This window comes from Leeuwenhoekiella sp. MAR_2009_132, from assembly GCF_000687915.1.
Taxonomy (GTDB): domain Bacteria; phylum Bacteroidota; class Bacteroidia; order Flavobacteriales; family Flavobacteriaceae; genus Leeuwenhoekiella.
Map to the genome: position 1 here is coordinate 177680 of NZ_JHZY01000004.1, position 13742 is coordinate 191421.

Annotated in this window: 10 protein-coding genes and 1 other RNA gene; 7 read left to right on the plus strand and 4 right to left on the minus strand. The window is 35.8% G+C overall.

Translation table 11 applies throughout. The features are described from left to right. Nucleotides 1–101: 101 nt before the first annotated feature. Nucleotides 102–692 carry a hypothetical protein gene (locus tag P164_RS09215; protein ID WP_028376109.1) on the plus strand — a complete coding sequence of 197 codons (591 nt, stop codon included), beginning with the start codon at nt 102–104 and terminating at the stop codon, nt 690–692. A gap of 74 nt (nt 693–766) precedes the next feature. Here the strand turns inward: P164_RS09215 and P164_RS09220 are convergent, their stop codons facing one another. Continuing rightward, nucleotides 767–2392, minus strand: a complete 1626-nt coding sequence (locus P164_RS09220; RefSeq protein WP_028376110.1) for an ABC-F family ATP-binding cassette domain-containing protein — start codon at nt 2390–2392, stop codon at nt 767–769. Between the two features lie 171 nt (nt 2393–2563). Between P164_RS09220 and P164_RS09225 the strand changes: the two genes are divergently transcribed. After that, nucleotides 2564–3979: a TlpA family protein disulfide reductase gene (locus tag P164_RS09225; protein WP_028376111.1), complete on the plus strand. Its 1416-nt coding sequence runs from the start codon at nt 2564–2566 to the stop codon at nt 3977–3979. 87 nt (nt 3980–4066) lie between these two features. Here the strand turns inward: P164_RS09225 and fsa are convergent, their stop codons facing one another. The 3 genes from fsa to ffs all read right to left on the minus strand — a co-directional run bounded on the left by fsa (nt 4067) and on the right by ffs (nt 5792). After that, nucleotides 4067–4720, minus strand: coding sequence for a fructose-6-phosphate aldolase (gene fsa, locus P164_RS09230; protein WP_028376112.1), 654 nt, complete (start codon nt 4718–4720; stop codon nt 4067–4069). 123 nt (nt 4721–4843) lie between these two features. Beyond that, nucleotides 4844–5647: an SDR family oxidoreductase gene (locus P164_RS09235; protein ID WP_028376113.1), complete on the minus strand. Its 804-nt coding sequence runs from the start codon at nt 5645–5647 to the stop codon at nt 4844–4846. A 45-nt stretch (nt 5648–5692) separates the two neighbouring features. Next, nucleotides 5693–5792: signal recognition particle sRNA small type (gene ffs / locus P164_RS09240), an RNA gene on the minus strand. An 88-nt stretch (nt 5793–5880) separates the two neighbouring features. On the opposite strand from ffs, the gene P164_RS09245 reads away from it, so the two are divergent. From P164_RS09245 to P164_RS09265, 5 genes are all read left to right on the plus strand, one after another. Continuing rightward, nucleotides 5881–6939, plus strand: coding sequence for a glutaminyl-peptide cyclotransferase (locus P164_RS09245; RefSeq protein ID WP_028376114.1), 1059 nt, complete (start codon nt 5881–5883; stop codon nt 6937–6939). An 8-nt stretch (nt 6940–6947) separates the two neighbouring features. Continuing rightward, on the plus strand, nt 6948–8486 hold the full coding sequence (locus tag P164_RS09250) for a hypothetical protein (RefSeq protein ID WP_028376115.1): 1539 nt from the start codon (nt 6948–6950) through the stop codon (nt 8484–8486). 6 nt (nt 8487–8492) lie between these two features. Beyond that, on the plus strand, nt 8493–11006 hold the full coding sequence (locus P164_RS09255) for a T9SS type B sorting domain-containing protein (protein WP_081817356.1): 2514 nt from the start codon (nt 8493–8495) through the stop codon (nt 11004–11006). Between the two features lie 476 nt (nt 11007–11482). Further along, entirely contained in the window at nt 11483–12814 is a 1332-nt protein-coding gene (locus P164_RS09260; RefSeq protein WP_028376116.1) for a hypothetical protein, read from the plus strand. Between the two features lie 177 nt (nt 12815–12991). Continuing rightward, nucleotides 12992–13693, plus strand: a complete 702-nt coding sequence (locus tag P164_RS09265) for an HAD family hydrolase (RefSeq protein ID WP_234405842.1) — start codon at nt 12992–12994, stop codon at nt 13691–13693. Nucleotides 13694–13742: the final 49 nt, after the last annotated feature.

Sequence of the window (13742 nt, forward strand, 5' to 3'; positions counted from 1 at the left end):
ATGGAGTGTTTTATGCCTTATCGTTAAATTTTAGTGCCTGGCGCAACCTATTTCATTATTGTTCATCTATAGATTAACAAACAATCTTAAACAAACAACTAATGAAATTTTCACATTTTTTACTCCTTTCGCTTTTCGCACTTAACATTGCGTGCACAAGCTCAGATGACAATTATCAACCTGTTTTAAGCTCTTTTGAAGTATCAAATCTGGTTAGCATTCCCGAATCGAGCTCAACGTATAATCTAAACGATACACTTTACGTAGATCTCAATGTGCCATTATCTATAACCACAAATGCAAATGAAACTGTAAGTCTTACAGAACTGGTACCTAATGCTCAATTTGCAGAATTTTATTTATTTAGATACAAAAAAACTGATACGTTGCGCAAAACTCCTATACCTTTTAAAACTACAGATGTCTTTATTAGTAAAGGCACTGGCAGATTAGCTGCAGATGGCATTGCTCTTACAGCAACTAAAGACACTACAGCTTACAAAGTACGTTTAGGTATAAAATTGAATACGGCAGGAGAATTTTTCTTTGGCCCTTACAATCAAACTACAGTAGATGCGTTTTATACCGTTTTACAAGATGCCAAGACCTTAGATATCGTGGAATTAAAAACCTCTATATCAGGACAAAATCCCGGAAACCGATTTAGTTTTGAAGTTCTTGCTGAAGAATAAAGCAACGAATTAAACTAGAAAAGCCTTAGTTAATAAATTAACTAAGGCTTTTTTTATATCTAAAATTTATGATACTATACGTTTAACGAATACATTTGTTGACGTTGCTCTTTAATTTTAGGATCATTCATATACTCATCAAAACTTAAATAACGGTCGATACCACCGTTAGGAGTAAGTTCTAAGATACGATTACCTACCGTTTGTGCAAACTCATGGTCACTAGTAGTTAGTAAAATTGTGCCTTTAAAGTTTTTAAGACTATTGTTTATAGCCGTAATAGACTCTAGATCTAAATGGTTTGTAGGCTCATCAAACATAAGAACGTTTGCACGTTGCATCATCATTCTGCTTAACATACAGCGTACTTTTTCTCCTCCGGAAAGCACATTAGAAGTTTTAAGCGCCTCTTCTCCAGAAAAAATCATCTTCCCTAAGAAACCTCTTAAAAATACTTCTTCACGCTCCTGCTCTGTTTTTGCATACTGACGTAACCAATCTACTAAGGTTAAATCATTTTCAAAATACTCTTGATTATCAACAGGCAAATAGGATTGATTTGTTGTAACACCCCACTCATATTTACCTTCTAATGCATTTTGTTTTCCATTTAAGATCTCATAAAAAGCAGTAGTAGCACGGCTGTCTTTAGAATAGACAACTAGCTTATCACCTTTTGCAAGATTGAGATTTATGTTTTTGAATAAAATCTCTCCATCTATAGAAGAAGCTAATTTTTCAATATTTAAAATCTGATCTCCTGCTTCACGCTCGCGTTCAAATATAATAGCAGGATATCTTCGGCTTGAAGGTCTAATGTCATTTACATTAAGCTTTTCAATCATTTTCTTACGAGATGTTGCTTGTTTACTCTTTGCAACGTTCGCGCTAAAACGACGTATAAACTCTTCAAGTTCTTTTTTCTTCTCTTCAGACTTCTTGTTTTGTTGCGCACGTTGACGCGCTGCTAACTGTGAAGACTCATACCAGAATGTATAGTTTCCGCTAAAGTGAGAAATTTTTCCGAAGTCAATATCTGATATATGTGTACAAACTGCGTCTAAAAAGTGACGGTCGTGAGATACCACAATCACACAATTCTCATAATTAGCCAAAAAGTTTTCTAACCAGTTAATGGTCTCATAATCTAAATCGTTTGTTGGCTCATCCATTATCAAAACATCTGGATTACCAAACAAAGCCTGTGCTAAAAGCACACGTACTTTTTGTTTACTATCAAGATCTTTGACCAGATTGTAATGTAAATCTTCAGAAATACCTAAACTAGATAAAAGAGCAGCTGCATCACTGTCTGCATTCCAGCCATTCATCTCTTCAAATTTCACTTGTAATTCTCCTATACGGTCTGCATTCTCGTCTGTGTAGTCTGCATAAAGTGCATCCATCTCAGACTTTATTTTATATAGTGGCTTATTACCTTTAAGAACGGTATCTAAAACAGTATAGTCGTCAAAAGCATAGTGATCCTGCTCAAGTACAGACATACGCTTACCCGCCTCCAAATGTACGTTACCGCTCGTAGCGTCATCTTTACCCGATATAATTTTTAAAAATGTAGATTTTCCTGCTCCGTTAGCTCCTATAATTCCATAACAGTTTCCTTGTGTAAATGATACATTCACCTCATCAAAGAGAACTCTTTTACCGAATTGAACAGATAAATTTGATACTGATAACATAGCTTAAACCCTAATTTTTTAATGATTTGCAAAAGTACAGCTTATAACCTAAAACAAGAAATATTAACTTTTATAATATATGTTTTAACTTCTAATTAACAGGACTCTTCAACCTTCAAAGTTACATTTGATGTCTTATTTAAAATTTCTCCTATAGACTAAAAATTACCTATGAGCTTTAAGCTAATCCTAGCGTCGTTCTCAATTGCATTATTATTGGGATGTTCTTCAGACACTAAATACTCAAAATCTGGCACTTACATAGGTGGGGAAATCGTAAACCCTACTTCAAATTATATCATTTTAAAGAAAGATGATTTGCTAATAGATACTATTGCGCTTGATCAAAACAACAGATTTTCTTACAAATTAAAATCTGTTAAAAAAGGGCTATATAACATCTTTCATAATGAGCAACAACTTATTTATCTAGAACCCGGCGATAGTCTACTCCTACGTGTAAATACTTTTGAATTTGATGAGACCTTGACCTTTGGAGGTTATGGTGAAGCTGAAAATAATTTATTAATTCATTTTTTTCTTAGAAACGAAGATGAAAATGATTTGATGATTCGTGGTGATGTGTATCAAACAGATCCTGAAACCTTCAATCAAAATATTTTAAAACTGAAGCAAGAGCGGGAACAGCTTTTGGCTAATTTTATAGAGAAGAACAAAGTAAGTTCAGAATTTATTAAAATCGCTGAAGCTATTATTAAATACGATTTCTGCGCTCGCAAAGAAGTTTATCCTACCTCTCATTTTGGAGATGATCGCCTAAAATATATGGACTCTCTGGCGACAAGTTTTTACGACTGCAGAAAAGAAGTAGATTTTAATGATGCTTCGCTATTAAGTTTATTTTCATATCAGCGCTTTTTAATCAATTATTTCAATCAGGCTGCATATAGACAATACTATAAAACGGAACCTTATAACCCGCAATCGTTTACGCACAACTTGCATAAATTACGTCTCATAGAGACTAAAGTAAAAGATGAGCAGGTAGAGAGTTTTTTATTAACTCGTACTATAAAAAATTATTTAGCTAACAGTAATGATAAAAAAGGTGGCGAGACACTTTATGATATGTATATGCAGCGTATCGCATCTGACGATAATAAAGCAGAAATTAAAGCGCTGTATGAGGCAAATAAAAATATCGAAACTGGCAAACGTATCCCCGAAGAATGGGTCATTAACTCAAAACAAGATACTATTAGCCTAAGAAGCCTTATTAAGAAACCTACTTTCATTTTTTTCTGGTCTAATACAAAGAAATCGCAGGCTAAACGATCACAAGCTTTGGCAAAATCACTTATTCAAAAATATCCTGAATACACATATTTAGCCATTAATGTAAACGATAATTATCATGATTGGATAGACACTTCAAAACGTTATGATTTTGATTTGACTAAACAAATACAATTTGCAGATCGCTATAAGGAAATAGCAGATGATTTAGCGATTAATTCGCTTCTTAAAACTTTTATATTAGACCGAAAGGGTTTTATTATAAACGCACACGCCAACTTATACAGTTCTAATTTTGAAAATGAACTTTTAGAAGGTCTCAACAAATAAAAAAAATCAGGATTTAAAATAAATATCTTAACAAAAAAATCCTGCTCGATGAGCAGGATTTTTTTGATTAAATTAGAAACTATATTCCTAATTTCCTTTATTATAATCTGCTAAAAATTTCTCTAAACCACTATCAGTAAGTGGGTGTTTCAGCAATCCTTCAATTGCAGAAAGAGGTCCTGTCATTACATCAGATCCTAATTTAGCACAATCAATAACGTGCATTGTGTGACGTACAGAAGCTGCTAAAATTTGAGTTTCAAAAGCATAGTTATCATAGACCAAACGTATATCTGCTATTAATCCTAAACCATCTGTAGATATATCGTCTAAACGACCTATAAACGGAGACACATACGTTGCTCCTGCTTTTGCAGCCAATAATGCCTGACCCACAGAAAATACAAGTGTACAGTTTGTACGTATTCCTTTATCGCTAAAATATTTTAAAGCCTTAACACCATCCTTAATCATAGGAATCTTTACAACGATTTGCTCGTGCAAAGCGGCTAACTCTTCACCTTCTTTAATCATACCTTCAAGATCTGTTGAGATCACTTCGGCACTTACATCACCATCAACAAGGTTACATATATCTACATAATGCTTTAAAATATTATCTCTACCCTTAATGCCTTCTTTAGCCATCAATGATGGGTTTGTAGTTACACCGTCAAGAACTCCTAATTCCTGGGCTTCCTTAATCTGATCAAGGTTTGCTGTATCAATAAAAAATTTCATGTAAAGATTTTTGAATTATCAATTAGTTTCAACTTCAAATTTAAGCAATTAAAACGTCATTCATTGTAAAGAAAAGTTATTATACAGAGCGCTTTAAGCACTTAAACTATATTAACCCCCATCTTAAAGTTTATAGTGATTGAGAAGCAATCGCTCATAGATTTTACCGGGTAAAATACCTTTTAAAAACACCGAAAACTTTTGCATAAATGCACCTACTTTATAGTTTACATCAGGATCTGGACTATTTATAATTTTATATATAGCTTCTCCCATTAGTTGAGGATTCATTCCTTGATCAACGTGTTCATCCATCAATGAAAGTGACTTTCCGTAGTTCTCTGCATAGGCAGATTCTGTAGATAAAGGTGCATGATATCTTCCGGAAGCGATATTAGTAGCAAAATCGCCCGGAGCTACGTTACATAGTTTTATATTAAACTCTTTCAGCTCCATACGCAGGGCTTCAGTTGTTAAACCTAATGCACCTTTTGTAGCAGAATATGCGCTTCGGTATGGCAAACCCATAAAACCGGCAATTGAGGTCACGTTTAGTATAAGACCAGACCTGTTTGCACGCATAGACGGCAAAACTTCTTTAATGAGCGCGAGAGGCCCAAAGTAATTGGTTTCAAAAATAGATTTAAGTTCTTCTTCGGGAATTTCTTCTAATGGGCCGGTAATACCCTTGCCTGCATTATTAATGAGAACATCTATACGCCCTTCTTTTTCAAGGATATAAGCGACCGCATTTTTAATTGTGGCACGATTTGTAACATCAAGAGCAACAAAATGAACTCCGTTTTCTACTGGCTGTTTAGGAGACCTGCTGGTACCGTAAACTGTATATCCTTTAGTAACGAGATAATGTGCTGTAGATTTTCCAATTCCGGAAGAGGCTCCTGTGATCAGGACAACTTGAGACATAGTAAAATTTTAGAGCGGGGAAAATACGTAAATATAAGGCATAAAAAAAGGCAAGCTACCTACATCACACCGCTACGACCATCTACCCTTGCTGCGTTCCCGCCCTGGGGGAGTTCGACAGGAGCTGGTTGTGTAGGACTTGCCAGCTGCAAATATACAGTAATAGTGTAGCAAACCAAACGTTTTTTAAACTGAATTTATTGATTTAACTTGGTCTCAAAATTTAAGTCCTTATGCGCATTTATAACCTTCTCGTTATCTTTGTTTTATCTGCTATCGTTACTTCTTGCGGTAACGGAAAAGATATTAGTAAAAGTTTTTCTATAGCATTAGATAAACCTGCTCAAACCCTAATTAATGGCGAATCACTAAATATCAGCCTCAAATCTAAAGGGGATATAGAGATCGATTCGGTCACTTATTACTTAGATGATTTTAAACTGGGACATAAAAAGGATAACTCACCACTTCAAACTGAAGTTAAAAGTTCTAAACTAGGCACTAAAGAGCTAAAGGCCGAAATTTTTGTAGGAGGTAAATCTGCGATTATCAACACAACGCTGACCTTTGTTTCTAGCCAAACTCCGTCTTTATATACCTATGAGATTATAAATACCTATCCTCATAACACAGAGTCTTACACACAGGGTTTAGAATTTCATAATGATACTCTATATGAGAGTGTGGGTGAGTATGGGCATTCTGCCTTACTAAAAACAGATTTAGCTACAGGTGCAATTCTAAATCGAATAGATCTTGATAAGTCTTTTTTCGCAGAAGGCTTGACTATTATAAACTCTAAAATCATACAACTTACCTGGCAATCTAATCAGGGTTTTATTTACGACCTCAATACCTTTAAAAAGGAAGGTACTTTTCAATATTCAAAAAGTAAAGAAGGCTGGGGTCTTTGTAATGACGGTCAAAAGATCTATAAATCTGACGGTACCGAAAAAATATGGATTCTAGATTCTAAAACGCTTGCCGAACAGGATTATATACAAGTTGTAGATTCTAAAAAGTTACGTTCTAAGTTTAATGAATTAGAATGGGTTGATGGTAAAATTTACGCAAACAGCTATCAATTTGACAGTATCTCGATTATAAACCCAGAGACGGGTGCTATTGAAGGTGTTGTTGATTTACGTCCTCTAAAAAAAGAGATTAAAACCATAAAAGATACCGGTAATGAAGTACTTAATGGAATAGCTTACAATCAAAATACTAATAAACTATACGTTACAGGTAAACATTGGGACAAGCTCTTTGAGATACGCATACTTAAGAAATAAGTAGGGCCTTGAAAAAACACATTCATTTTTTAGTCGTTTTTCTTACGTTAATTCTTGTAAGTTCTTGCCGAGAAGATTTTGAAGCCACTCTAAGTGATGGAGGGTTAGAATTTTCTAAGGACACGCTATTTCTAGACACTGTTTTTTCAAATATATCAAGTAGCACATATAGATTTAAGGTCTTTAACAGGTCTGCAAACCTCATTACAATTCCACAAGTAGGTTTGGCAAAAGGAGAAAATTCTGCTTACCGCTTAAACATAGATGGTCGTGCGGGTAAAACGTTTCAAAATGTTGAACTCCTACCTAAAGACAGCATATTTATTTTTGTTGAGATCACAGCAGATGCAGCACTTCAGAATACAAATCAGATCTTATACACAGATCAGATACATTTTGACAGCGGTGCTAATTTGCAAAAGGTAGAATTAGTAACACTGCTACAAGATGCCGTTTTTTTATTTCCGAATCGTAACGCTCAGGGCATAAAAGAAACTCTCAATCTGGGAACAAACGCTGAAGGAGAACCTGTAGAAATTGAAGGATTTATTTTAAATGATGAGCAGCTCACCTTCACCAATGAAAAACCCTATGTGATTTACGGCTACGCCGGAATTGCAGAAGGAAAAATCCTTACCATTAATGCTGGAGCGCGTTTACATTTTCATCAAAACAGTGGTATTATACTCGCAAATAATGCACGTCTGGAAGCAAATGGATTGCTAAGTGAAGATCAGACCATATTGGAAAATGAAATCATTCTCGAGGGTGATCGCCTAGAACCTCAATTTGCGAATGTACCCGGGCAGTGGGGAACAATCTGGTTTACACCTGGCAGTACCGGTAATTTAAATTACACCACTATAAAGAATAATACTTTTGGGCTTTTAGCAGAGGGGCCTTCTGCAACGACAACCGCAGCGGTTACACTCTCTAATACTCAAATTTATAATACAGCACTCGTAGGTCTATATGGGTTGAACGGATCTGTTTTAGGTGAAAATTTGGTAGTAGGCAACTCCGGGATTTCTAATCTATGGTTGCGAATGGGTGGCGACTACACATTTGTGCATAGTACCTTTGCAAACTACTGGACGCAGAGTTTTAGAAATACGCCTGCAGTACAAATTGATAATTTTTTAGAAACGGAAGCCGAGCTACAAACTGCTGATCTTACTAAAGCCTATTTTACAAACTGCATAATTTACGGCAATAAATCTGAAGAATTAAGTCTTAGCCGGGTGATTGCAGCGGGATTCAATTTTAAATTTGAGAATTGTTTAATTCGGTTTGATGATCAATTTAATGATTTTGCAGATGTAGCCGAATACGATTTTACAAATGAAACTTTCTATAAAGATATCTTGCGCAGTGAAAATCCACTTTATAAAAACACCTTACGCAACGATTACCGAATAGACCTTACCTCGCCTGCAAAAAATATTGGCAACCCCCAAGCCTCGCAACAAGTTCCTCTAGATATCTTAGGGATTTCCCGGGCAGCAAGCAGCGATGTTGGTGCCTACCAAAGCACTACTTTTGAATAAATTTATATGATGAGAAAGAATAGCATAACCAATATTTCAGCTTCACTCCTACTCCTTCTCTTTTTAGGTATACTTCAAAAGGTAATTGCAATGAGTCCTCCTGAGTTAAAAGCTACTGGAGATCAGGAATATTGCCCGCTATCAAGTATCCCTATAGTAACAAATTTCTCGTTAACAAACACTTCCGGCGATGTAGTGCGTGCAGTGTATATTCAAATTTCATCGGGATATCAACGTGGAAGTGACTTTCTAGAACTTCCTCCAAATCCTAACCTCTCAACTAATTTTGATATTGCTACCGGAAAACTTACTCTTGCTTTTAATCCCGCTGTTACTACATCAGAAATCGAAGATGCAGTTAGGGCGGTAACCTATAGAAGTACCTTTGCCACCGTATCTGGTGAACGCATATTTTCAATTACTATAGGTCAGGCAAATTACCTCCCATCTACTGGCCATTATTATATGTTTATACCCTCAAATTTAATCACGTGGCAAGATGCACGTGTTGCGGCAGAAAATTCTAGATATTATGGCTTACAAGGATACCTCGCAACTTTAACCTCTAGGGAAGAAGCTATTCTTTGTGGAGAACAATCGCAAGGCTCTGGGTGGATAGGTGGCACAGATGAACAAACCGAGGGCGTGTGGAAATGGGTTACCGGTCCCGAAGCCGCAAATGGCGGACTAATATTTTGGAATGGTAAAGCAGATGGTAATACTCCTAATTTTGCTTTCTGGAATACAAATGAACCCAACGACGCTAATGGCGGTGAAGATTATGCGCATATCACAGCTCCTAACATAGGCACTCCCGGTGCCTGGAATGACTTGCGCACTACAGGAGAACAAAATCCTGATTATCAAGCAAAAGGATACATTGTAGAATATGGCGGAATGCCGGGAGATCCTAAACTAAATATTGCCGTTGACACACGTATTTTTATTCCGGAGATCACCGCCACAACAGGAGATACGGGTTGTGGTCCGGGAGTAGTTAATTTGAGTGCAACATCAAATGGCACAACACTTAACTGGTACACCGCTGCCTCAGGAGGCACTCCCGTTTTTACTGGTGATACCTATACTCCAACAATTACGTCGACTCAGGATTTTTATGTTGCAGCAGAAGCTGCGGGTTGCCTAAGGGGTAAACGAACTTCAGTACGCGCGGTTATGCTAGATGATGTAGTAGCCGCAAATCAAATTACATTCACAAATTGTGATGAAGATGGTACTCCTGATGGTTTTACGAACTTTAATCTGGAGGAAGCAATCCCGTTTATAACTTCAGACTTAAATACCACAGTTACATTCTACAGCAATTCGGCTGATGCAGATTTAGATTCAAATTCTATTCGAGCAAGACCTTATAATAATAGAAACGGTCAGACCGTTTTTGCGCGTACCACCGCAGCAAGCGGCTGCTACAAAGTAACTCGTATTGATCTGGCGGTTTCTGTAACAAGCCTACCTACAGGATATGAAGAACAACTAGACACTTGTGATACTGATGGTATTGTAGATGGTTTAGCAACTTTTGACCTTACTCAGGCGACAAACCGAATTAGTACGCAGTTTCCAACAGGAAGAAATTTTGTAGTTAGCTATTTTAGGACCGAAGAAGATGCGCTACTCGAACAAAATGAAATTTTACCTCAAGATGCCTATAGAAACGAAATCCCAGGTCAGCAGGTTTTGTTTACTCGTATAGAAGATGATACGCAAGGATCTTGTTATGCTATTGGTCTTTATGTAAGGCTAAATGTAAATCCCATCCCTGTATTTGAGTTAGCAGATTTAGGAAGCATATGCGTAACCGATCCTAATTTTACACTGCAAACAATAAATGCACAGGGCATTTATACTTATGAATGGCGCGATCAAAATAATGTGGTTTTAGGCACTAATCCTGATTTAGTAATAACCGCACCTGGAAGGTATACAGTAACCGCTAAAACAGCTTCTGGTTGTCATTCTGAAGTTAAAGAAATTACAGTCATAGCTTCTGAAGCAGCAACATTAACCAGAGATAATATCGCAGTTACAACTTTAAACGGGCAGACTAGTTTAAGTATTGTAAACGTATCTGCCCTAGGAGCCGGTGACTATGAGTATACCTTAGATGAAGCTTTAGGACCCTATCAAGATTCTCCTGTTTTTGAGCAGGTTTCTCCGGGTTTAAGAACACTTTATATTCGTGATAAAAACGGATGTGGTATAACTAGTATTCAGATTCCTGTACTGGGATTTGCAAAATTCTTCACCCCTAACAATGACGGCTATCACGATACATGGACTCCGCTAGGCCTTAGCGAAACTGAATATAATGCAGTAACTATATATATCTATGATCGTTTCGGTAAACTTTTAAAATCAATTTATGGTTTTGATAATGGCTGGGATGGTACCACGCGTGGAGTTGCATTGCCTTCAAGCGATTATTGGTACACAGTTACACTTACAGATATTAACGGGGTTATTTCAGAATTTAAAGGTCATATGACACTTAAAAGATAGTTTCCTGTTCTACAAAATCTTTAAGAAACTAATAGTCAAGAATTCTACAATTCATTGATGAAAAAAGATGGAAATAATCTGACAGATAGATTTTAAGTGTTAATTTTTTCTTAATTTTTAAGTTTCAGATTTTTGAAACTTTGCGGTTCTCTTCTTTAAACATTTGGTTTTACACTTGTAAAAAGCTTTTATTGATTTTTAAGCTAATTTTTAACAAAATAAGTGTTAAATCAACAATCAAATTCTAAGCTTAACTACATAAAATACGCTCTGAAAAACACCCTTTTAGACTAAAATATTCATTCTTTAGATTAACTACACACTTATCGTTATTTGTAAATCGCTAAGTATCAATTAATCTATTTTTGAGGCTATCTGAGTCAATAATGCAACAGTTTCTAATACAAAGTGTAGCATAATTTACCTTTTAAAAAACATTTAAAAATAGATCCCTATAAAGAAAAAATTACGCCTTGATGAAAAAATCGGTATTTATTCTTTTATTGCTAATTGTACAATTAGTAACTGCTCAAAAATCTAGTCATATGGATGGGCAGGTAAATATTTCATTAGAAAATGAAACCATAGACGGTGTTTACACACTCACCAATTTACCTGTAAATACGCAGACCCTTTCCTTTAAACTTAATGAACACATTAAAGTAAAAACTATTGAGCTTGATGGTGATCGTATCGCGTCGAGCAAAGTGCCACAAAACTGCGAAGACTGTCTCATATATACTGTAATTGTAGGCTGCGAGGTAGTAATTACACCACAATCTCAATTGAGGATTACTACCGAGGGGAAATTTAAAAAAATTGATGATTCTAAAGACATTAAGAAATATAAAGGTGAGTTAGTTTACTCCAATGGTGTTTTGCGTGCAGGAGAAAATAACAAATGGTATCCTGAGGTTATGAAGCGTAATAGTAATTCTGCAAAATATCTTGACCCCTTTAATTATACCTATGCCATTACTGCTAACTGTGACGATTGTGAAAATCTTTATATAGGTAAAGGTGAACCCAAACCAAGCGGATCTACATTTGAAAACAAGCAGGTTGAAGGCGGAATAATTTTACTAGCCGGAAATTTAGATTTTCAGAAGGGTAAATATGCAAATTACATAAACGTAGATGCACAGGATATCCCTAAACTTGAAGAGCGCTTTGCGAAGACTCGTGGCTTTTTAGAAGATATTACTAAGGTAAATGATCCTGATGGTAAAATTGTTTACGCGCAGGTTTCTTCTCCTATCTACGGAAGCGAAAGTGTTTACAACACCATTTTAAATACAACAAAAAACGTAAACCCTAACAAGATAGATATTACTATTGAAGAAGATGAAGCCTACTACTTTTTAGCAAATGCATTTAAGCCGGAAGATAAACTGGACAAAATGCTGCTGCAATCTTTAGCTAAGTATGTTAAGCTAAAATATATTGAAGAAAGTAACCCACAACATTATGCCACTGTGTCTACCTATGTTCAAGGTCAGGCCGTTGATATAGATAAACGAAAATCAGGATTAAACGATCAACCACAACTACAAGCCCTATTAATTACACCAGAACAGTTTCTTGATATGGAAAACGAATTGGGTAAAGAAAAAATGGCTGCCTTTATTCAGGATGTATTTAAAAATTTACGTTCGGGTAAAAAAAGTATGCAGGTACTTGTAGACAGTATGAATGCTATTGAAAACCGTACAGACTATCTTGACAAAATGGAACGCGACTTTTTAACACAATTCGAAATGCGTGCCGTAGCGCCTGAAGGTATCGAAGTATTAACTGGTCTTGAATAGACACTAAAATTTTATGAAAATTGTAAAAAGCACTCAGCACTTATGTTTGAGTGCTTTTTGACATTTAACGATATTCAAATTTTTATTTAAAGTTTCTTCTACTTATCCTTAAGTGAGGTTTAAATACTTTAATGGAGTTCTTATCTTTAAATCATTTGAATTCAAAACTGAAGTCTTTTGGCTAAAACAACCTATACCCACAAAATCCCTGTAAAGGCGCTCATCTTTGATATGGATGGAACGATGATCGACAACATGATGATTCATCACCGTGCCTGGCAAAAAAAACTTAAAGATTTAGGTTTAGAAATGTCACTAGAGGAAGTGAAGCGAGATATTCACGGGGTTAATAACGAGATTATACGCAGACTATTTGGTAATCGCTTTTCAGAAAAAGAAATCGCACAAATTGCGTGGGATAAGGAAGCCGCATACCGGGAGATTTATGCTGATGATATAAAGATGTTACCCGGTTTACAGGAATTTTTAGATACTGCAAAGGCATTAAAAATACCTATGGGAATAGGTACAGCAGCACCTAAAGAAAATGCAGAATTTGCAATTGAAGCTTTATCACTACAACCCTATTTTAAAACTGTTGTTCACAGTGATATGGTACAACGTGGCAAGCCAGACCCACAGGTATTTGAGATGGTTGCAGAGCATCTTACTATTAAACTTTCAGAGAGTCTCATTTTTGAAGACAGTCCTACCGGGGCAAAAGCTGCCGCAAATGGTAATTCAAAATCAATTATTTTGACCACTACACATTCAGAATCAGAATTTTCTACCATACCAGCCATTCAGCATTTTATGCCTGATTATACTCATATTAAGCTTTCTAAGGGAATTAGAGATTTATTCTATATTGAATACTAAAAAGTTGATTTAGATTGTTAGAATTAAGCTAAAATTTAACAATGTAGTT